Consider the following 20895-nt stretch of genomic DNA (forward strand, 5'->3'; position numbering starts at 1 on the left):
ACACTCCTGTTGGTCCGGCCTTCAGGCGGGTTCACGTCCCTGTGAAACCTGCATTCAGTCGATACGTTTGGCGGACTTGATATAGACCGGATCGGCCGGCACGTCGCGCATGCCCTTTTTCACGGTGGTCGGTGAGTTGACGATCTGGTCGACCACTTCCATGCCTTTGGTCACCTTGCCGAACACGGCATAGCCACGGTCACGGCCTGGGTTGAGGAAGTCGTTGTCAGCCACGTTGATGAAGAACTGGCTGGTGGCCGAATTCGGGTCCGAGGTGCGGGCCATGGACAGGGTACCGCGGGTGTTCAGCAAGCCATTGCTGGCTTCGTTGCGGATCGGATCTTTGGTGTCCTTCTGCACCATCTGGTCGGTGAAGCCGCCGCCCTGGACCATGAAGCCCGGGATCACGCGGTGGAAGATGGTGTTGTTGTAGAAGCCGCTGTCGACGTACTGCAGGAAGTTCTTGGTACTGATCGGCGCCTTCTCGGCATTCAACTCAATTTCGACCTGACCGAAGCTGGTGTCCAGCAACACATGAGGGGTATTGTCGGACGCCATGACGCTGGTGGCGAAGGCGACCGAGCAGGCGGTGAGCAGGAGTTTTTTCAGCATGGGCTCAAAGATCCTTGAGAGGTAGAAGCCGCTGCAAGAAACTGCAGCAGGGTCTGGTTGAAGACCTCGGGTTGATCGAGGGGCGTAGCGTGCCGGGAATCGTCGATGACTACCAGCCTGGCCTGCGGCATCAGGGCTACGTAGCGCTCTTTCAGATGTATCGGCGTGTAATCGTGGTCGGCGGCAATCACCAGCGTGGGACAGCGAATTTGCCCGATGCGTTCCTGCACGCCCCAGTCGACGATGGCGTCGAAGCTCTTGAGGTAGGCACGTTTGTCGTTGCGTGCCCAGCGCTGCGCCATCTTCTGGCGCAGGTCAGCTTGGCCGGGCTTGGGGAACAGGCGTTGGGCCAGGCCTTTGCCCACGGTCTCGACGCTGAGCAGGCGTGCCAGGCCCCAACGCTTGGCCCACCAGGCCCAGTCGCTGCGGGTGCGGCGCTTCACCTCCGGGGCGCTGTTGACAATGCACAGGCTGCGCAGCCAGCGCGGGTGATCGACGGCAAACTGGAAGCCGACCATCCCACCCATCGACAGGCCCACGAAGTGCACCGGGCCGGTCTGCAGGTGCTCGAGCAGGGCCAGCAGGTCTTCGCTGAAGGTGGCGATCTGGTAGCCGTCGCGGGGCTTGTCGGAGCGGCCGTGGCCGCGGATGTCCATGACGATGACCCGGTAGTGGCGGCTCAACAGTGGTATCTGCAGCTCCCAGTCCTGGCAGCTGGAGCCCAGGCCATGCAGCAGCACCAAGGGTTCGCCCTGGCCGTATTCCTCGTAATGCAGTAAGCATCCTTCGTGTTCGAAATAGGCCATGGGCGCGGTCCTCTCAGGCTTGTGGGGGGGCTGCGAAGGGCACGTCCAGAGGCGCGGTGTCGAAGTTGCGCAGCAGGTCGATGAGAATCTGCGTAGCCGGGCCCAGGGTCTTCTCTTTGCTCGAATAAAGGTAGAACAGTGGGTGACGGCTGCCACCCTGATCCAGCGGCAACGGCTTGAGCACGCCTTCACGCAGTTCGCGCTCGATCATGTGCCGCGGCAGCCAGGCAAAGCCCAGGCCGCTGCTGACGAAGGTGGTGGCGGTGCCCAAGCTGCCGACGGTCCAGCGCTGTTCTGCGCCGAGCCAGCCGACATCCAGCGGTTGGGCGCGGCCAGAGTCGCGGATCACCACCTGCAGCTGGCTTTCCAGGTCCTGGAAGGTAATTTCACGGCCCAGGCGGTGCAGGCTGTGTTCGGGGTGGGCAACGGCGATGAACTCTACCGCGCTCAGTTCGGCGCCCAGGTAGCCGCCGATGCTGTAGCTGCTGATGGCCAGGTCGGCGATGCCCTCGCGTAGCACTTCCTCGACGCCCGACAACACCTCTTCACGCAGGCGTACCCGGCAACCGCGGCTTTGCGGCATGAACGCACTCAGCGCACGGACCAGCCGGGCGCTGGGGTAGGCGGCGTCGACCACCACGCGCACCTCGGCTTCCCAGCCTTGCTCCATGTGATGGGCAAGGTCTTCGAGCTGGCTGGCCTGTTTGACCAAGTGGCGTGAACGGCGCAGCAGCACGTTGCCAGCCTCGGTGAGCACCGCCTTGCGCCCATCGATGCGCAGCAGCGGAACACCGAGCTGCTCTTGCATGCGGGCCACGGTGTAGCTGACCGACGACTGCGAACGGTGCAGCGCCTCGGCGGCCTGGGCAAACCCCCCGTGATCGACCACTGCTTGCAGTGTTCGCCACTGATCAAGGGTTACGCGCGGCGCTTTCATGTTTCGCTCCTGTTGTCCTAAGCTGCGCTCTTCCAAGGAGAGCGCCCCATGAAGAAATGTTGTGCGGCAATACTGATGTGCCTGCCCCTCGGTGCCATGGCTTACCCCATCGATGTGGAGAAGCAATTGAAGGACGGGGTCAAGCTCGACTACACGGCCTACGATACCGCCTACGACATTGGCGCCATCACCCTCAACAACTATGGGCAGGTGCCTGCAGCTTGCAAGGTGATGTTCCGCAACGGCCCGGAAGCGCCGCGGGTGCGCCGGGTGAACGTGCCGGCAGGTAAAAGCGTCGACGTCACCGCCAAGTTCAATCGCCAGATCATCAAATTGCGGATCAGCGTGAACTGTACAGCGGAATAAACGGATTAATCGATTGATTGAACCCACTTTTTACGCTTTTTTATCGATAGGTCAAGCCTTAATCTCACCTCCATCGAATCGCACCCTTTTTGCCGATGGAGGCACCCCATGTCCCGCGTACTGATCATCGAAAGCAGCGCCCGCCAGCAGGATTCCGTTTCCCGTCAACTGACCCGCGACTTCATCCAGCAATGGCAGGCCGCCCACCCGAGCGATGAGATCACCGTACGTGACCTGGCTGTGAGCTCGGTGCCGCACCTGGATGCCAACCTGCTCGGTGGCTGGATGAAGCCCGAAGATCAGCGCAGTGCCGCCGAGCTCGAAGCGCTGTCCCGCTCCAATGAGCTGACGGATGAACTGCTGGCGGCCGACGTGCTGGTGATGGCTGCGCCGATGTACAACTTCACCATCCCCAGCACCCTCAAGGCCTGGCTGGACCACGTGCTGCGCGCCGGCATCACCTTCAAGTACACCCCGACCGGCCCGCAGGGCCTGCTGACTGGCAAGCGCGCCATCGTCCTGACCGCCCGCGGTGGCATTCATGCCGGCGCCACCAGCGACCACCAGGAACCCTACCTGCGCCAGGTGATGGCGTTCATCGGCATTCACGATGTGAATTTCATCCATGCCGAAGGCCTGAACATGAGCGGCGACTTCCACGAGAAGGGCATCAACCAGGCCAAGGCCAAGCTGGCTGCGGTGGCCTGAGCGTCAACGAATTCCCAACCCTGACACCTGTTTTTGCTCCTTTGGGTGTACCTGCCCGGCCTGATGGCCGGGTTTTTTTTTGCCTGGGATTTCTCGGTTGCTTGTGCCGGCCCTTTCGCGGGCAAGCCCGCTCCTACAGGGAATTCACTGTTCTCAAGGCCCGTGGTGTACCTGTGGGAGCGGGCTTGCCCGCGAAAGGGCCGGCACAGCCCCCACACTTCTCATGGTTGAACTCACGCGGCGCAACCCGCTAAGGTCGCCGCCTTGATCCACGAGAGGCAACCATGGGCTACCTGATTATCGTCGCGCTGATTCAGGCGTTTTCCTTCAGCCTGATCGGCGAGTACCTGGCCGGGCACGTCGACAGCTACTTTGCCGTGCTCGCGCGGGTGCTGCTGGCGGGCCTGGTGTTCTTGCCGCTGACCCGCTGGCGCCAGGTCGAGCCGCGCTTCATGCGTTCGATGCTGCTGATCGGTGCGCTGCAATATGGCATTACCTATGTCTGCCTGTACCTGAGCTTTCGCGTGCTCACCGTGCCAGAAGTGCTGCTGTTCACCATCCTCACGCCGTTGCACGTGACCCTGATCGAAGATGCCTTGAACCGGCGTTTCAACCCATGGGCCTTGCTGGCCGCGCTGGTGGCCGTGGCGGGAGCCGCGGTGATTCGTTTCGACAGCATCAGTGGTGAGTTCTTCATCGGCTTCCTGCTGCTGCAACTGGCCAACTTCACCTATGCCGCCGGCCAGGTGCTGTACCGTCACCTGATCGCCCGAAACCCCAGCGACCTGCCGCACTACAAGCGCTTCGGCTACTTCTACCTCGGGGCCTTGATCGTCGTGCTGCCGGCGTTTTTGCTGTTCGGCAATGCCCAGCACCTGCCAAGCACCGATGTGCAATGGCTGGTGCTGTTGTTCCTCGGGTTGTGCCCGACCGCGCTGGGCCTGTACTGGTGGAACAAGGGCGCGTGCCTGGTTTCCGGGGCGACGCTGGCCGTGATGAACAACCTGCATGTGCCGGTGGGGCTGTTGCTCAACCTGTTGATCTGGAACCAGCACGAGCCACTGGGGCGGTTGCTTATTGGCGGCGCGGTGATTCTTGCGTCGGTGTGGATGAGCCGGTTGGGTAGCCGCACTGACGCCGCGCTGATCCGCAAGGCCTGATATGCATACCCTCTTTATCATCGTCGCGCCGATCTTTGCCCTCATTCTGGTCGGCTACCTGTGCCGTCGCGCCAACAAGCTCGGCGACAAGGCCGCAGCCGAAATCAACAAGATGGTGGTCTGGCTCTGCCTGCCGGCCTTGCTGTTCAAGGTGACCGCCACTGCGACCTGGAGCGAGATCTGGCACCCAGGCTTCATCGTGGCGTTTGGCACGGGCGCCCTGGCCATGTTCGTGATCACGCTGGCGTGGCGGCTGTACAGCGGCCATAGCCTGGTCGCGGCGAGCATCGACGGGCTCAGTGCGGGGTATGCCAACACCGGCTACATCGGCATCCCGCTGTGCCTGTTGCTGTTCGGCCAGGCGGGCTTGCAGCCGGCGCTGATCTCGTCGTTGATCGTGGTGTGCCTGGTGTTCGCCATTTCGCTGACCTTTATTGAGGTCGGGCTGCAGGAAGAGCGGCAGGTCGGCCGGGCGGTGCTGGTGGTGAGCAAGGCGCTGGCGAAGAACCCGCTGGTGATTTCGCCGGTGGTGGGGGCGGGGTGGGCCATGAGCGGGTTGGGGCTGGCCGAGCCGGTGATGCATTTTCTCGACATGCTGGCGTTGGCCACCACGCCGTGCGCCTTGATATCGCTGGGCGCATTCCTGGCAGAAAAGCGCGCGGGTGCGCAAGCCAGCCCGTGGCCGTTGGTGGGATTGAAACTGGTTGGGCAGCCGGCCCTGACTTGGGTGCTGGCGTACAAGGTATTCAGCCTGCCGAGCATGTGGGCGGCTTCGGCGGTGCTGCTGGCGGCGCTGCCGACCGGGACCGGGCCGTACATGCTGGCGGAGTACTACAACCGCGAGGCGGGGTTGATTTCGCAGACGATCCTGTTGTCGACCGTGGCTTCGTTGGTAACCCTGACCGGGTTGTTGTACCTGCTGGGTTATGCGGGGTGATTGGGGGGCGCTTTGCGCCCCATTCGCAGCACAAGGCTGCTCCTACAGGGAGCGCGTACCTCCGGTAGGAGCGGCCTTGTGCTGCGAATGGGCTGCAAAGCAGCTCCGGCGATCTCAAGCCTCGCTCATCTCTTCCAACCGGTGCGGCACTCGCCCGCTCAACCCCACCCGCATGTCATTGCCACTCGGCTGTTGATACAAGCTCAAGCCAAACTCCGGCAACACCGCCAGCAGGTAATCGAAGATATCCCCCTGAATCCGCTCGTACTCCGCCCACACCGTGGTAGTGGTGAAGCAGTAGATTTCCAGCGGCACACCCTCGGCGCCGGTCTGCATCTGCCGGACCATGCAGGTCATGCCCTGATGCACATTGGGGTGGTTCTTCAGGTAAGCCAGCGCAAACGCGCGGAAGGTGCCGATATTGGTCAGCTTGCGGCGGTTGGCGGACAGCTCGGCCACCGGCCCCAGCGCTTCGTTCCAGGTTTGCAGTTCCTGGCGCTTGCCAGCCAGGTAGTCGCCCAGCAGGCGCACCTGGGTCAGGCGCTGTTCCTCTTCGCGGGTCAGAAAACGCACACCCGCCGCGTCGATGAACAGGCTGCGCTTGATGCGCCGGCCGCCTGACTGCTGCATGCCGCGGTAGTTGCGGAACGATTCGCTCATCAAACGCCAGGTCGGGATCGAGACGATGGTCTTGTCGAAGTTCTGCACCTTCACCGTGTGCAAGGTGATGTCCACCACATCGCCATCGGCACCGACCTGGGGCATTTCGATCCAGTCACCCACATGCAGCATGTCGTTACTGGTCAATTGCACGCTGGCCACGAACGACAGCAGGGTGTCCTTGTAGACCAACAGCAGCACCGCCGACATGGCACCCAGGCCCGACAGCAGCAGCAACGGAGAGCGGTCGATAAGCGTGGCGACGATGACGATGGAGGCGAAGATCCACAGCATCATCTTGGCCAGTTGCACATAGCCCTTGATCGAGCGGGTGCGGGCATGCTCGGTGCGCGCGTAGATGTCGAGCAAGGCATCCAGCAGGCACGACAGGGCCATGGTCATGAACAGCAGGGTAAAGGCCAGGGCAACGTTGCCGAGGAAGTGCTGCGCCGTGTCGGACAGCTCTGGCACCAGCTTCAGGCCAAACTGCAGCACCAGCGACGGTGTGGTCTGGGCCAGCCGGTGCAGCACTTTGTTGTGGCGCAGGTCATCCAGCCATTTCAGCGCCTGTTGGCGCGCCAGCAGGCGGGTGCCGTGCAGCATCAGGAAGCGCGAAAGGCGGCCGACGACTAGAGAAATCAGCAGCAGGACGGCCAGGCCGATGGCGGCGTGGAGCATGGGATGTTGATCGAGGGTGCCCCAGAGGTCGAGGGAGTCACGCCAGATTCGTTGGATATCCATGGGGTTTTGAACAGTCTGTATTGCCAAACGAAGCGCCATTAGAGCGCGGATGCCGATAAAGTTGCCAAAAGAAATTCGGCTATGGCGGCAGAAAACGTTACCCTATGCAACTGAATTTCCCGCACTTGCCTGAGGTTACCTCCGTGTTTTCCCAATTCGCCCTGCACGAACGCCTGCTTAAAGCCGTGGCCGAGCTTAAATTTGTCGAGCCGACCCCGGTGCAGGCAGCGGCCATCCCCCTGGCCCTGCAAGGGCGTGACCTGCGTGTGACCGCGCAGACCGGCAGCGGCAAGACCGCGGCATTCGTCCTGCCAATGCTCAATCGCCTGGTCGACCTGAGCGGCCCGCGCGTGGAAATCCGTGCGCTGATCCTGCTGCCCACCCGTGAGCTGGCGCAACAAACCCTCAAGCAGGTGCAACTGTTCTCCCAGTTCACCTACATCAAGGCTGGCCTGGTTACCGGCGGTGAGGACTTCAAGGAACAGGCCGCCATGCTGCGCAAGGTGCCGGACGTGCTGATCGGCACCCCGGGCCGCCTGCTCGAGCAACTCAACGCCGGCAACCTGGACCTGTCCCACGTCAAGGTCATGATCCTCGATGAAGCCGACCGCATGCTCGACATGGGCTTTGCCGAAGACATGGAGCGCCTGTGCAAGGAGTGTGAGAACCGTGAGCAGACCCTGCTGTTCTCCGCCACCACAGGCGGCGCGGCCCTGCGCGACATCATCGGCAAGGTGTTGAAAGACCCTGAGCACCTGATGCTCAACAGCGTCTCGCAGCTGGCCGAAGGCACCCGTCAGCAGATCATCATGGCTGACCACGACCAACACAAAGAGAAGATCGTCCAGTGGTTGCTGGAAAACGAGACCTACCAGAAGGCGATCATCTTCACCAACACCCGTGCCCTGGCCGACCGTATCTATGGCCACCTGGTGGCCAAGGACGTGAAGGCCTTCGTCCTGCACGGTGAGAAGGACCAGAAAGACCGCAAGCTGGCCATTGAGCGCTTCAAGCAGGGCAGCTCCAACGTGTTGGTGGCAACCGACGTTGCCGCCCGTGGCCTGGACATCGACGGCCTGGACCTGGTGATCAACTTCGACATGCCACGCAGCGGTGACGAGTACGTGCACCGTATTGGCCGTACCGGCCGTGCGGGGGGCGAAGGCCTGGCGATCTCGTTGATCACCCACAACGACTGGAACTTGATGTCGAGCGTCGAACGCTACCTCAAGCAGCAGTTCGAGCGCCGGGTGATCAAGGAAGTCAAAGGCACCTACACCGGGCCTAAAAAGGTCAAGGCGTCGGGCAAGGCTGCCGGTACCAAGAAGAAAAAGGTCGAGAAGAAGTCGGGTGACAAGAAGGCTGGCGCTAAGCGCAAGCCGACCGCCAAGCCAAAGGCCAACGCGCCACTGGCCAGCTCCGACGGCATGGCGCCGCTGAAAAAGCGCACGCCAGCGGCTGAGTAAGCCGTCTGCAGCCCTATCGCCGCCTTGCCGGCGATAGGGCCTTTACCGCCTCTGCGTCACTCCGCTTTCTTCTCCGCTGTCTTCAATTCCTTGATTCGCGTATCGATCAGCTGGCACTTGTCCGGCAGGTCCTTGCTCGCCGTCCCCAGCTCCATACCCTGGAGCTCATCGTTGATCTCCTTGGCCTTCTGCGGGTTCTGTTCGGTCAGCTGGCTGACCAGCCCGGCCAGTTCTTCGCGCTTCTGAGTGGCCTCCTCCGGCGTGCAGGCCCAAGCGGGCAGGGCGCAGAACAGGGCGGTTGCACAAGTGATGCGCAGCAGTGATTTCATCCTTCATACCTCCGGCATTGGCTATGCCTGGTGGAGGGCGGTACATGCCTTGAAGTTCAGCCTGGACGACCGGCGGGCTCGATAACCCGCAGGTGCAAGATAACCAACAGTTAGTGTGCAAGGTGAGGTTTTGCCGTCATGTCTATACCCAACGCCTTCATGACTGCGAGGAACGATTTAAGGGTCGGATTGCCGTGTTCGCTGAACGACCGGTAAAGTTGCTCACGAGACAAGCCGGTTTCTTTCGCCAGATCGCTCATCCCTTTTGCACGAGCCACTACGCCAACGGCTTTGGCCACGTAGCTGGCATCACCCGTCTCCAGCGCATCGGACATGAATTGAGCAATGGCTTGCGGTGTGGTCAGGTAATCGGCCGCATCGAACTCAAAAAATGTTTCAGTCATTTTGCATCCCTCTGAAGCTGCTGGATTCGATCTTCTTCATTGGGTGAATGTAGTTTATTAATCACACGGGGCTAGCGCATCAAATGGTTTCCGTTTTTTTCTGAACACGACCCGCCGCAGGCAGGTCCCAACCTGTGTACCCCTTCCGTCCACAGCAGGAGCCTGCCGCCATGAGCACCACCTACGACTGGGACTTGATCGAACGCTTGCTGCATGAAGTGCAGAACAGCGCCGGTCACAGCTTTACGCCACGCCCCTACGCCGAGCAGCACGCCGCAGCGCTAGCCGCCAAAGGCCAGCCGATAGGCGATCTGGACCACTTGAAGACCCGGGCCTGCGAATACGAAAAACTGTTGTTCGAACGCGGCTTCATCGAAAGTCGGCCTGATGAAGAGGGGGGCAACGGCGAAAACTTTGTCCTCAGCGAACGCGGTTCGCGCCTGTTGAGCCTGATCGACAGCAGCATCCCGGGCTTCGAGCACCCGCGTCAGGTCTTGGATGAACAAGCCGATGCGCTGGATGAAGCGACCTTTGAGCAGGTGTCATCGAAGGCACAGATTGCTTGAGGTCGTTTTGAGGGTGGCACGGGTGGGCCTGTAAACCCGATAATCGGCAGTCTTTGAAGACTGCCGTGCTGATCCCATGCCAATGATTACCCCAAAGGCCCGCCGATGAGCGCGGCCCGGAAGAACCCCGACGCCTTCGCTTTCCAGGTCATGCTTGGGTTATGCCTGATCTGGGGCTGCCAGCAAGTGCTGATCAAGACGGCTGCCGTCGACATCGCTCCGGTCATGCAGGCCGCCTTGCGCAACTGCATCGCCGCCGTGCTGGTGGGCCTGATGATCTGCTGGCGCGGTGGTTGGGAGCAGGTGGGCAGCACTTGGCGCGCCGGGCTGTTGGCGGGCGGGTTGTTTGGTGTCGAATTCCTGTTCATCGCTGAAGGGTTGAAGCTGACGTCGGCAGCGCACATGTCGGTCTTCCTCTACACGGCACCCGTTTTCACGGCGTTGGGCCTGCACTTCATGCTGCCCAGTGAGCGGCTGCGGCTGCTGCAGTGGTTGGGGATCTTGCTGGCCTTCGGTGGGATCGCCACCGCGTTTGCCGGTGGCATGTCGTTTGAAGAAATGGACAGCCGCACGTTGCTGGGCGATGCCTTTGGCGTTGTGGCGGGGCTGGCCTGGGGTGCGACGACGGTGGTGGTGCGTTGTTCCCGGCTTTCGGAAGCGCCGGCGACCTTGACCCTGTTCTATCAGTTGGCGGTGGGCTTTGCCGGGCTGCTGCTGATTGCCTTGCTCAGCGGCCAGATCGGCGCGGTGTCGCTGACGCCTTTGGCGGTGGGCAGTGTGCTGTTCCAGGGGGTCGTGGTGTCGTTTGTCAGCTACCTGACCTGGTTCTGGTTATTGCGCAAATACCTGGCGTCTAACCTCGCGGTGTTTTCGTTCATCACGCCGCTGTTCGGCGTCACGTTCGGCGTGCTGCTGCTGGATGAGCCGCTGAGCGTGAACTTTGTACTTGGCGCGGTGATGGTGTTGCTTGGCGTAGTGCTGGTGAGCGCCGAGCCTTGGGTGAAGCAGCAATTGCGCAAATGGGTGGGGTGATAGCCGCTGCCCTAGGCTTCACTGACCGTCAACCGAAACCCCTGTAGGAGCAGCCTTGCGCTGCGAAGAGGCCAGTGGCAGCAGCGAGCATCTACGTTGTTGCGACTGGCCTCTTCGCAGCGCAAGGCTGCTCCTACACGGATTGCGCGGTGGTTGAAGGGGCCGCCAGGCAGCTGGGGTTGGCATGGGCTGCAGTCAGCACCAACACCCCGGCCACTGCCAACCCGCTCGCAGCCAGCAGCAACGCCAGTTGCAGGCTCCCCGAGTAGTGGTTGCTGACTGCCGCCAACAACGGCCCGCTGAGTTGGCCGAGCGCAAAGCACGCAGTGAGCAGCCCGGCATTACGCTGCGTCGCGTGTGGCGCCAGCTCCCGCGAGCGCTGCATCACCAGCTGCATGCAGGCCAGGAACGGCGCGCCGCACAGTACCACACCCAACCCCAAGCCAAGGCCACCGCCCATTAGGCATGCCAGCACGCCGAGGCCTTGCAGCCACAGGGTGGCGGTCAGCCAGGCAGAGGTCCGGCCGGCCCGGCGCACGCTCACCAGCAGCACGCCCAGCGCGGCTGCCAGGCCAAAGGCCGGCCAGAACAGGTCGGCCATCCACTGGCCGCGAAACTGCTGGTTGGCCATCTGTGACAAGAAGGTGGCCGGCAGGATGTAACCCACGCCGTACAAGGCATAGACCAGCCCAAGGCGCGCAATCCCGGCATTACCTACCCTACCGGGCTGCGCAGTGGCCGGCTGCACCGTTTGCGCTTGCGCCTGCGGCAACCAGGGCCGTACGGCCAATAGCATCATCAGCGCCGCCACCGCGTAGATCAGCCACAGCGCTGCCGAACCCAGCCCCAGCCCATGCGCAACCAGTGCCAACAGCCCAGTAACGGCGATCCCCAGGCCCGGCCCGGCAAACACCAAGGCGCCCAAGCGGGGTTGATGGTGTGCGTTGGCAACCTGCTGGCTGAGGCTGGTGATCATCACCAATACCCAGGCGCTGGCCACGCCGGTACCGAAGCGCAACAGCAGGTGGCTCCAGAAGCCATCGGCGGCCCACGAGGCCAAGGTCAACAGCACGCACAGCCACAGGCCACCCTGCAGGCGCAGGCGTACCTGGGCAGGCTTGCGGGCGAACATGCCATCCACCGCACCGATGAAGTAACCCAGGTAATTGGCCGCCGCGACCAGCCCGGCGGCCGTGAGGTCGAACTGGCCTTCGGCGATCAGTTGCGGCAGTTGTGGGGTCAGGGCGAAGCGGCCGATGCCCATGGCCATCATCAGCGCCACGGCGCTGGCCAGCAGTTGTATACGGGGCGACATGGAAGGGCTCCTGCACGTTGGTAAGCGATGGATGGCAGGTTAGGCCGGTTTCATTTTCATTAAAATTGAATAATGATGATGAAGTTGTTCTGTTTTGGAGAAAGGTATGGAGTTCAGCCAACTGCGCATCTTCCAGGCGGTGGCCGAGGAAGGTTCGGTCACACGCGCCGCCGAGCGCCTGCATCGGGTGCCGTCGAACCTGTCGACGCGCCTGCGCCAGCTCGAAGAGCAATTGGGCGTGGAGCTGTTTCTGCGCGAGCGCCAGCGCCTGCAATTGTCGCCCGCAGGCAAGGTGCTGCTGGACTACGCCAACCGCTTGTCGGCGCTACGTGACGAGGCGATGGCGGCCGTGCAAGGTGGCCAGCCGGCGGGGGAGTTTGTGCTGGGCACCATGTACAGCACCGCAGCCACCCACCTGCCAGCGTTGCTGGCGCGTTATCACCAGGCGTACCCGGCGGTGAACCTGCAGGTGCGTGCAGCGCCCAGCGGTGAGCTGTTCGAGGGCTTGCTCAGCCATGGCCTGGACGCGGCCTTAGTGGATGGCCCGCCGAGCCTGGCCGGGCTGGACGGTGTGCCGCTGTGCGAGGAACAGCTGGTGCTGATCACCAGCCCCGAACACCCGCCCGTGCACACGGCAAAAGACGTGGCAGGCAAAGCGGTGTTCACCTTCCGCCAGGGCTGTTCATACCGGATGCGCCTTGAGGCCTGGTACGCCCACGCCCATACGCCGATGGGCCGGGTGATGGAGATCGAGTCGTACCAGAGCATGCTGGCTTGCGTGATTGCCGGCGCAGGTGTGGCCATGATGGCGCAATCCATGCTCGACAGCCTGCCTGGGCGCGACCGGGTGCGGGTCCACCGGCTGCAGGCACCCTTCGATCAGGCGGTCACGTGGTTGATGTGGCGCCAGGGCATGCGTGGGGCAAATTTGCAGGCCTGGATCGATCTGCAACAAAGCGAAACGATTAACCAATCGTCGGAATGCGCCGTTCAGGCTTGATCCGCGTCAAAATGGCCCTTATCTCTAAGACCAGATGCATGCGCAATACAGGACATCGGGCTATGATCTGTATGAAACATCACTGGATTGATTGACCGTGAGGCTGACCCGTCAAGGGGGCACTATGAAGAAACCACTGTTCAACTGGCTCCACGACTTGGCTGTCGCACTGGGGTTGATTCCACCCCCCCTGCAGCCGGTGCCGATCCCGACTGATGAAGAGCAGCGCAAGCGCCAACCGCGTCGTCGCTGAAATGACAAAGGCCGCCGCATCATTGCTGATGCTGCGGCCTTTTTGTTGCGGCGAATCGTCTGTATGGCCTAGTGCGTATCAGGCCAGCTTGACTGCTGCCATCGATTTACGCGACATCAGGCTGACTGCGACAAAGCTCACCAGGCCAACTGCCAGGCTGTAGTAGATCGGCGTGTTGGCTTCCAGCCCATCCTTGAACATGAACAGCAGCGCAGTAGCGAAGCCCAGCGACATGCTGGCGATGGCGCCTGCGGTGGTTGCGCGTTTCCAGAAGATCGCACCAATCAGCGGGATCAGCATGCCGCCGACCAGCAGGTTGTAGGCCAGGGTCAGGGCGTTGATTACATCGTTCACCACCAAGGCGATACCCAGTACCACCAGGCCGGTCAGCAGGGTGAACAGGCGGCTGATGGCCAGGCTCGACTGCTTGCCGCCGCGCAGTTTGGGCAGCAGGTCTTCAGTCAGGGTAGTGGACGCGGCCAGCAGGCCGGCGCTGGCAGTCGACATCATGGCCGCCAGGGCCGCCGCCATCAGCAGGCCACGAATGCCATCGGGCAGGGTGCTCTTGATCATCTCCGCAAAGGCATTGTTTGGGTTGGCCAGGTCGGGCATCAGTACGTGCGCGGCCATGCCGATCAGGGCGCAGGCCAGGCCGTACACCACGCAGTAAACGCCTGCGGTGGTACCGGCACGTTGGCAGACCTTCTCGTCACGGGCAGTGAATACGCGCTGCCAGATGTCTTGGCCGATGAGGATGCCGAAGAAGTAGATCAGGAAGTAGGTGATGATGGTGTCCCAACCGATGGTGGTCAGCTGGAAGCTGGCCGCAGGCAGTTTGGCCACCAAGGTGTCCCAGCCACCGGCCTTGTACAGGCACACCGGCAACAGGATGAACATCAGGCCGACGGTCTTGATGACGAACTGGACGATGTCGGTCAGGGTCAGCGACCACATGCCACCGATGGTCGAGTACAGCACCACCACGCCGCCGCCGAGCATCAGCGACATCCAGAACGGCAACTCGAGCAGCACTTGCAGCACGGTCGCCATGGCCAGGGTCGAGGTCACGCCGATCATGAGCGCGTATGCCAGCATGATCGCCGCGCTGGCCTGGCGTGCCATCGGGTTGTAGCGCCGCTCCAGAACCTGGGTCACGGTATAGATGCGCAGGCGCAGCAGCGGTTTGGCGAGGAACAGGTTGAGGGCGATGATGCCCAGGCCCAGGGCTGCGCACAGCCAGAAGCCAGAAATGCCGTGGACATAGCCCAGGCGCACAGTGCCGACGGTGGAGGCGCCGCCGAGTACGGTAGTGGCCATGGTGCCCATGTACAGGGTCGGGCCGAGGTTGCGTCCGGCCACCAGGTAGTCTTCCTGGGTTTTTGCCCGACGCATGCCATACCAGCCAAGCCCGAGCATGCCGGCGGTATAGATCATTACAACGATGATGTCCAAGGCCATTGGGGGTCTCCCGATTATCTTTATTATGGCGAGATCGACCGCACGGGCTTAGCGCCACCCGGCGGTCTAGTCTTGTGTTGGCGGGCCTCAGTGGCCCTCCCTCATGGCTCCTGCCGGGGTATTGCAGTCAAGCGGTGCCGTGCTATCGCCAGGATCAGCGACGCACGACGCCCGGCAGCACGCAGAGCATCTCGAACAGCAGGTTGGCGCCGAGCAGCGAGGTGTTGCCGGTGGTGTCGTAAGGCGGGGAGACTTCGACGAGGTCACAGCCGATCAGGTCCAGGCCGTGGCAGCCGCGAATGATCTCCATCGCTTGGATCGTGGTCAAGCCTCCAATTTCAGGCGTGCCGGTGCCAGGGGCCCAAGCGGGGTCGATACCGTCGATGTCGAAGGACAGGTAAACCGGGCCGCCGCCGACTTTTTCACGGACTTCGGCCATCAGCGGTTCCAGCGATTTGTGCCAGCATTCCTCGGCCTGCACCACGCGGAAGCCCTGGCGACGGCTCCAGTTGAAGTCGTCGGCGGTGTAGCCTTGGGCGCGCAGGCCGATCTGTACAACGCGGTCACAGTCGAGCAGGCCCTCTTCCACGGCGCGGCGGAAGGTGGTGCCGTGGGCGATCTTCTCGCCGAACATGTGGTCGTTGACGTCAGCGTGGGCATCGATGTGCACCAGGCCGATCTTGCCGTGCTTTTTATGCAGGGCGCGCAGGATCGGCAGGGTGATGGTGTGGTCGCCGCCCAGGGTCATCGGGATAACGTTGTGCTCGACGATTTCGTCGTAGGCTTCTTCGATGATGCGCACGGCATCGAGCAGGTTGAAGGTGTTGATGGCCACGTCACCGATGTCGGCGACCGACAGCGAGTCGAATGGCGCAGCCCCGGTAGCCATGTTGTACGGGCGGATCATCACCGACTCGGCGCGGATCTGACGCGGGCCGAAGCGGGTGCCGGAGCGCAGCGAAGTGCCGATGTCCAGGGGCACGCCGATGAATGCGGCATCCAGGCCGGCGGCGCTTTGCAGGTGGGGGAGGCGGAGCATGGTGGCGATGCCGCCGAAACGCGGCATTTCGTTGCCGCCCAGTGGTTGGTGGAGAGTCTTGTCCACGGTGGGCCTCATCAGTCGGTCGATTGTTGTGTTTGTTCGAACCTGTGCCGCGGCGCGCCTGTGTAGTCTGGTTGTGCCGGCGGGCAGGACATTTCGGCCGAGTTTGCGCAAGGTAGTGCGTAGGAAGAATCGCTACCGGCAAATACTTACTTCAGGAATTTCTGAACTAATGCCCGCGCAACCGGTTAGACTTCACGCATTTACTGTTGCGGAACCGTTGCACCATGACCTCGACCCTGCCCGATCTGAAACTGCTACGCATCTTCGTCAGCGTGGTGCGTCACCAGGGCTTCGCCAACGCCCAACGCGATTTGAACCTGTCGACGTCAGCCATCAGCACCTACATGAGCCAGCTGGAGGGCGGGTTGGGGATTGTGCTGTGTCACCGTGGTCGCGGCGGTTTCAGCCTCACCAGCAAGGGCGAGCTGTTTCATCAGGAGAGCCTGCGCCTGCTGGCCGAACTGGATGGCTTTGAGCAATATGCCGCAGCCCTCAAGGGTGAACTGCGCGGCACGCTCAACCTAGGCGTGATCGACTCCACCGTGGGTGACCGTGCGCTGCCCCTGGCCGAAGCCATCGGCGCCTACAGCCAGGAGCACCCGGCGGTGCACTTGCACCTGTCGGTGTCCAGCCCGTACGAACTGCAATTGGGTGTACAGGACAACCGCCTCGACCTGGCCATCGGGGCGTTCTCTTCGCGCATGAGCGGCCTGGTTTACCAGCCGCTGTACCGTGAGCAGCACTGGCTGTACTGCAGCAGCCGCCATCCGTTGTTCAACGAGCGGCGCATCCCTGAGCAGGTGGTGACCCAGCAGCGCATGGTCGGGCGCGGCTACTGGAGCCAGGCAGAGCTGGCCCGGCATGGTTTCAAGCACAGTGCGGCGACGGTAGAAAGCATGGAGGCGCAGCTGATCCTGATTCTCTCCGGTGCCTACATTGGCTACCTGCCAGAGCATTACGCCCAGGCTTGGGTGGAAAAGGGCGATCTACGGGTGTTGTCGCCCTCTACCTTCGGCTATCAGGCGCCCTTTTCGTTGATCATTCGTCGTGGCCGCAGCCGCGAGCCGTTGATTCAGACGTTCCGCGACCTGCTTAAAAGCCAGCTCAACGTGGGCTGATACACAGCCTGTCCATGCATTCCGTCGGGACGGGCTCAATTCCTACAGAACATGACCGCTAACCTGATAGCGCTCTGCTAAACATCAACTTGCGCTGATGATTCCTCCCTATTTCATCCTGCAAGGATCGCCCAAGATGCGCATGAATTTGCCCGTCACTGAGCACGAAAGAACCTTCTCCAGCGATCAACGCCTGATCTCCACGACGGACCTCAACAGCCGCATCACCTACTGCAATGACGCCTTCGTGGCGATCAGCGGTTTTACCTACGACGAACTGGTCGGCCAGACCCACAACCTGGTGCGTCACCCCGACATGCCCCCGGCGGTGTTCGGGCACATGTGGGACACCATCAAGCAAGGCAAACCCTGGATGGGCGTGGTCAAGAACCGCGCCAAAAACGGCGATTACTATTGGGTCAGCGCTTACGTCACCCCGGTGTATGAGCAGGGCAGGGTCAGTGGCTATGAGTCGGTGCGTTCAGTGCCGACACGTGAGCAGATTCGCCGTGCCGAAGCGCTTTACGCGCGCTTGCGTGCCGGCCGTTCGCCGGTGTCGTGGGCGGCGCGGCTAGGGCATGAATTGGGGCACGGCTGGCCACTGATCGGCGCGGGCCTGCTGTCGGCGGCAAGCTACCTGTGGCTGCCGCCCTACGCGGCCCTGGGGGTGCTGATGAGCAGCCTGTTGCTGGCCTGGTACCTGGTCGAGCATCACCACAGCCAGGCCATTCGGCGCACACTTGGCGAGCACCCGAAAGCCTTCACCAGCCCCTTGGTGGCGTTGACCTACAGCGACAACCTGGGCCTGCAGGGCCAATTGGACATGGCCATCATCAGCGAAGAGGCCCGCTTGCAAACCGCCTTGACCCGCCTGGTTGATGCCGGCGTTGGGGTTAAGTCGCGGGCGGCGCAGTCGGCTGACCTGTCCGACGCCCAGGCGCAGATGCTTGACCGCCAGCGCAACGAGACCGACCAGTCCGCCACGGCCATCGCGCAGATGGCGGCGACTATCCAAGAGGTTACCCACAACGTGCAAAGCACTGCCCATGCGGCAGGCGATGCCGACCAGTTGGCGCAGCAAGGCAGTGAGTTGGCCCAGCAGAGTCTCAAGGCCATGGGCAGCATGAGCGATGCGGTCAACGACATCGGCCAGGCGGTCAACGCGTTGGCCGAGCAAACCCAGTCGATCGGTAGCGTGGTCGATACGATCACCTCGATTGCCGAGCAAACCAACCTGCTGGCGCTCAATGCCGCCATCGAAGCAGCGCGCGCCGGGGAGCAGGGGCGCGGCTTTGCCGTGGTGGCTGATGAGGTCCGCTCTTTGGCCCAGCGCACCCGTGCCTCGACCGAGGAGATCCATCAGATCATCGCCTCGTTGCGAGCAGGGGCAGAGCGGGCAGTGAGCACGGCCAGCCGCGGCGAGCAGATTTCGCGCGACAGCGTACACAGTGTCGAAGCGGTGCAAGCGGCGTTGACCGGTATCGCCCAGGCGGTCAGCCGGATTACCGGCATGAGCCAGCAGATGGCGACGGCTTCTGAGCAGCAAAGCCATGTTGCCGAGGATATCAACCAGCAGATCGTGAGGATTGCACAGCTGTGTGATCAGAGCGCCGGGCAGGCCAGGCAAGGGGCGGAAATCAGCCAGGACCTGGAGCGTATGGCGGAGTATCTGCATAGCTTGGCGGAGCGTTTCAACCGCTGACGTTCAGCGTATCCCACAAGGAAGTGGGGCTTTTCTGCAGGGCTATGGCACACTGCGCCCGGTAAGGAGAAGCCGATGCCCAGACCCCGCTGCGAGCGCTGCCAGCGCCCGCTCGACCACTGCCTTTGCCCACTGATACCCTCGCTCGACAGCCGCACCCGCGTGGTTCTGCTGCAGCACCCCAGTGAAAGCGCGCACGCCCTGAATACCGCCCGCCTGGCCGCCCTTGGCCTGGTCAATGCCGAATTGCGCGTTGGCGAGGTGTTCGACGACCTCGTTGAATTGCTGCAGACACCAGGCTACCGGCCGGCGCTGCTGTTCCCGGGTGAGCATGCCCAGGTGCTGACGGCTTATGGTGAGGGGGATGACAGGCCCTTGCTGTTGATCGTGCCCGACGGTACCTGGCGCAAGGCACGCAAGCTGCTGTACCTGAATCCGTTGCTGGAGGCCCTGCCGCGTGTGACGCTGGGGGCGGTCGCGCCTTCGCGCTACCGGTTGCGCAAGGCGCCGGAGCCGGGGGCATTGTCGACCCTCGAGGCGGTGGTCGAGGCGCTGAACGTGCTGGAGCAACCTGTCAGCTTCGATGCATTGCTTAAACCGTTCGAAGCCCTGATCGAGGGGCAGATCAAAGCCATGGGCGCCGAGACGTTCCAGCGCAATCACGGTACCCCATAAACGTGTAGGAGCAGCCTTGCGCTGCGAAGAGGCCGGTGAAAACGCAGTTAATCCTGGCTGTTTTCACCGGCCTCTTCGCAGCGCAAGGCTGCTCCTACACGTGTATCAGCCAACAGTCAGGTTGCCCCGACTGTTGATCAACGCATCTCAGGCAGCTGTGCGTCGGTCTTCACCTCATTGCTGGCGATGGCTTCTGGCGGCAGCGAAATACGCTGCTTGCTCAACAGCTCACCCATGGTTGCCAACACGCGGTACATCGAGAATTCCTCGGTGTAACGTACTTCGGTGTAACGACGGTCGGCGTTGTACAGCTCGTTCTCACTGTCGAGCACGTCGAGCAGGGTGCGTTGGCCAAGGCCGAACTGATCCTGGTAAGCCGCGCGCACGCGCTTGGTGGTTTCGGCGTATTCACGCGCAGTCGGGGTCTGCTTGCGTGCGTTGTTCATGGCGTTCCAGGCCAGGCTCAGGTTCTCGGTCAGCTCGCGCAGCGCGTTGTTGCGGATGTCCAGGGCCTGGTTGATCTTGTGGGCATCGGACTGCAGGCGGGCCTTGTCGCTGCCGCCGCGGAACACGTTGTAGTTCAGCTCGACACCGGCCTGCCAATCGTTATTGCTGTGGCCTTTTTCACCGCCAAGGTTGTTGTTGGCACCCGTGGCCAGCACAGCGTCCAGGCGTGGGTAGAAGGTCGACTTGGCCACTTCGTACTGCCGCTCGGCCGCATTGACGTCGGCCTGGGCGGACTTGATGTAAGGGTTGTTCTGGCGCATGCCTTCCCGGGCATCGTCGAGGGTGCCAGGAATTTCAACCTTGATCGATTGCGGCCCTTCCAGTTCATCGGGGTGCTTGCCGATGACGCTGAAGAAGTTGGCCTCGGCATCGGCCAGGTCGACTTCGGCGGTGTCCAGGTTGTTCTCCGCCAAGGCACGGCGGGCGCGGGACTGATCGAGGTCGGCGGTGCTGCCGACGCCGCGCTCGGTGCGCAGGCCGATCTGGTCGTTTACCCGCAGGTGGGCTTGCAGGTTGTTCTTGGCCAGCGTCACCAGCTCACGGCGCTTGAGCACTTCGAGGTAAACCTCCACTGCGCGCAGGGCAACATCCTGGGCGACCGCCTGGGTGTAGTAGGCGCGGGAGGTGGCGACCGCTTCGGTGCGGCCTACTTCGTTCGAGGTGTTGAAGCCATCGAACAGCATCTGCCGCAGGCGCAGCTCAGACTGGGTGTAGCTGAGGGTGGCCTTGTCATGGTTGCGCGTACCGTCGGGGTTGGTGCCGCGGGTATTGAGGTTGTCCGAACGCTGGCGGCCATAGCCTGCGACCAGGTCAACGGAAGGGTAGTAGCCGCCGCGCGCGAATTTCACGTCTTCATCGGCAGACAGCTTGCTGTTGCGGTTGGAGCTGATCTGCGGATGGTAGTCCACGGCGCTCTGAACAGCCTCGGTAATCGACATCGCCTGTACGTTGGCACACGCCATTGCCAACAGTAATGCACTGGTGATGGGGGTCAAAACGCGCATGGGTACCTCTCCCTGATCCTAAAATAAGTCCTGC

22 protein-coding genes are annotated in these 20895 nt (G+C 62.3%); 12 read left to right on the top strand and 10 right to left on the bottom strand.

What is annotated here, in order from left to right; genetic code table 11:
• Positions 1-54: 54 nt before the first annotated feature.
• Genes QOS90_RS05030 through QOS90_RS05040 form a run of 3 tightly spaced genes read right to left on the bottom strand, consistent with a single transcriptional unit; the run spans position 55 to position 2355 of the window.
• A complete protein-coding gene (locus QOS90_RS05030) occupies positions 55-612 on the bottom strand; it encodes a peptidylprolyl isomerase (protein ID WP_085272464.1) in 558 nt (185 codons plus the stop codon).
• The gene (locus QOS90_RS05035) at positions 606-1418 is read right to left on the bottom strand and encodes an alpha/beta fold hydrolase (RefSeq protein WP_027593142.1); all 813 of its coding nucleotides are present in this window, start codon (positions 1416-1418) and stop codon (positions 606-608) included. Before QOS90_RS05035 ends, QOS90_RS05030 begins: the two co-directional genes overlap by 7 nt.
• Before the next feature lie 13 nt (positions 1419-1431).
• On the bottom strand, positions 1432-2355 hold the full coding sequence (locus QOS90_RS05040) for a LysR family transcriptional regulator (protein ID WP_027593141.1): 924 nt from the start codon (positions 2353-2355) through the stop codon (positions 1432-1434).
• Positions 2356-2403: 48 nt separating this feature from the next.
• On the opposite strand from QOS90_RS05040, the gene QOS90_RS05045 reads away from it, so the two are divergent.
• The 4 genes from QOS90_RS05045 to QOS90_RS05060 all read left to right on the top strand — a co-directional run bounded on the left by QOS90_RS05045 (position 2404) and on the right by QOS90_RS05060 (position 5526).
• A complete protein-coding gene (locus tag QOS90_RS05045) occupies positions 2404-2721 on the top strand; it encodes a 3-phosphoglycerate kinase (protein WP_085272465.1) in 318 nt (105 codons plus the stop codon).
• A 108-nt stretch (positions 2722-2829) separates the two neighbouring features.
• Entirely contained in the window at positions 2830-3429 is a 600-nt protein-coding gene (locus QOS90_RS05050; protein WP_085272466.1) for an FMN-dependent NADH-azoreductase, read from the top strand.
• 284 nt (positions 3430-3713) lie between these two features.
• Positions 3714-4589: a carboxylate/amino acid/amine transporter gene (locus QOS90_RS05055; protein ID WP_085272467.1), complete on the top strand. Its 876-nt coding sequence runs from the start codon at positions 3714-3716 to the stop codon at positions 4587-4589.
• A 1-nt stretch (position 4590) separates the two neighbouring features.
• Positions 4591-5526 (top strand): AEC family transporter, encoded by a 936-nt coding sequence (locus tag QOS90_RS05060; protein WP_085272468.1) that lies wholly within the window; start codon positions 4591-4593, stop codon positions 5524-5526.
• A 114-nt stretch (positions 5527-5640) separates the two neighbouring features.
• On the opposite strand, the gene QOS90_RS05065 is transcribed toward QOS90_RS05060, so the two are convergent.
• Positions 5641-6927 carry a mechanosensitive ion channel family protein gene (locus tag QOS90_RS05065; RefSeq protein ID WP_085272469.1) on the bottom strand — a complete coding sequence of 429 codons (1287 nt, stop codon included), beginning with the start codon at positions 6925-6927 and terminating at the stop codon, positions 5641-5643.
• A 104-nt stretch (positions 6928-7031) separates the two neighbouring features.
• Between QOS90_RS05065 and QOS90_RS05070 the strand changes: the two genes are divergently transcribed.
• A complete protein-coding gene (locus tag QOS90_RS05070) occupies positions 7032-8393 on the top strand; it encodes a DEAD/DEAH box helicase (protein ID WP_085272470.1) in 1362 nt (453 codons plus the stop codon).
• A 56-nt stretch (positions 8394-8449) separates the two neighbouring features.
• Here QOS90_RS05070 and QOS90_RS05075 read toward each other — a convergent pair whose 3' ends face one another.
• Positions 8450-8722 carry a hypothetical protein gene (locus tag QOS90_RS05075; RefSeq protein WP_027593134.1) on the bottom strand — a complete coding sequence of 91 codons (273 nt, stop codon included), beginning with the start codon at positions 8720-8722 and terminating at the stop codon, positions 8450-8452.
• Positions 8723-8832: 110 nt separating this feature from the next.
• Positions 8833-9126: an addiction module antidote protein gene (locus QOS90_RS05080; RefSeq protein WP_027593133.1), complete on the bottom strand. Its 294-nt coding sequence runs from the start codon at positions 9124-9126 to the stop codon at positions 8833-8835.
• A 170-nt stretch (positions 9127-9296) separates the two neighbouring features.
• On the opposite strand from QOS90_RS05080, the gene QOS90_RS05085 reads away from it, so the two are divergent.
• Positions 9297-9692 (top strand): hypothetical protein, encoded by a 396-nt coding sequence (locus QOS90_RS05085; protein WP_027593132.1) that lies wholly within the window; start codon positions 9297-9299, stop codon positions 9690-9692.
• Between the two features lie 105 nt (positions 9693-9797).
• On the top strand, positions 9798-10724 hold the full coding sequence (locus QOS90_RS05090) for a DMT family transporter (protein WP_027593131.1): 927 nt from the start codon (positions 9798-9800) through the stop codon (positions 10722-10724).
• A gap of 133 nt (positions 10725-10857) precedes the next feature.
• On the opposite strand, the gene QOS90_RS05095 is transcribed toward QOS90_RS05090, so the two are convergent.
• A complete protein-coding gene (locus QOS90_RS05095) occupies positions 10858-12039 on the bottom strand; it encodes a YbfB/YjiJ family MFS transporter (protein WP_085272471.1) in 1182 nt (393 codons plus the stop codon).
• Positions 12040-12145: 106 nt separating this feature from the next.
• Between QOS90_RS05095 and ptrR the strand changes: the two genes are divergently transcribed.
• Positions 12146-13039: a putrescine utilization regulator PtrR gene (gene ptrR / locus QOS90_RS05100; protein WP_027593129.1), complete on the top strand. Its 894-nt coding sequence runs from the start codon at positions 12146-12148 to the stop codon at positions 13037-13039.
• Positions 13040-13163: 124 nt separating this feature from the next.
• Positions 13164-13292, top strand: coding sequence for a PA1414 family protein (locus tag QOS90_RS05105; protein ID WP_256214945.1), 129 nt, complete (start codon positions 13164-13166; stop codon positions 13290-13292).
• A 78-nt stretch (positions 13293-13370) separates the two neighbouring features.
• Here the strand turns inward: QOS90_RS05105 and QOS90_RS05110 are convergent, their stop codons facing one another.
• Complete coding sequence (locus QOS90_RS05110; RefSeq protein ID WP_027593128.1) at positions 13371-14750, bottom strand: sodium:solute symporter family protein; 1380 nt, start codon at positions 14748-14750, stop codon at positions 13371-13373.
• 154 nt (positions 14751-14904) lie between these two features.
• The gene (gene speB, locus QOS90_RS05115) at positions 14905-15855 is read right to left on the bottom strand and encodes an agmatinase (RefSeq protein WP_027593127.1); all 951 of its coding nucleotides are present in this window, start codon (positions 15853-15855) and stop codon (positions 14905-14907) included.
• A gap of 224 nt (positions 15856-16079) precedes the next feature.
• On the opposite strand from speB, the gene QOS90_RS05120 reads away from it, so the two are divergent.
• The 3 genes from QOS90_RS05120 to QOS90_RS05130 all read left to right on the top strand — a co-directional run bounded on the left by QOS90_RS05120 (position 16080) and on the right by QOS90_RS05130 (position 19350).
• Positions 16080-16973, top strand: coding sequence for a LysR family transcriptional regulator (locus QOS90_RS05120; RefSeq protein ID WP_027593126.1), 894 nt, complete (start codon positions 16080-16082; stop codon positions 16971-16973).
• 136 nt (positions 16974-17109) lie between these two features.
• Positions 17110-18675 (top strand): methyl-accepting chemotaxis protein, encoded by a 1566-nt coding sequence (locus QOS90_RS05125; RefSeq protein ID WP_085272472.1) that lies wholly within the window; start codon positions 17110-17112, stop codon positions 18673-18675.
• A 75-nt stretch (positions 18676-18750) separates the two neighbouring features.
• The gene (locus tag QOS90_RS05130) at positions 18751-19350 is read left to right on the top strand and encodes a tRNA-uridine aminocarboxypropyltransferase (RefSeq protein ID WP_085272473.1); all 600 of its coding nucleotides are present in this window, start codon (positions 18751-18753) and stop codon (positions 19348-19350) included.
• A gap of 137 nt (positions 19351-19487) precedes the next feature.
• Here the strand turns inward: QOS90_RS05130 and QOS90_RS05135 are convergent, their stop codons facing one another.
• Complete coding sequence (locus QOS90_RS05135; protein WP_027593123.1) at positions 19488-20861, bottom strand: TolC family outer membrane protein; 1374 nt, start codon at positions 20859-20861, stop codon at positions 19488-19490.
• Positions 20862-20895: the final 34 nt, after the last annotated feature.

Source organism: Pseudomonas sp. LAIL14HWK12:I10 (assembly GCF_900184205.1).
Taxonomy (GTDB): Bacteria; Pseudomonadota; Gammaproteobacteria; order Pseudomonadales; family Pseudomonadaceae; genus Aquipseudomonas; species Aquipseudomonas kermanshahensis.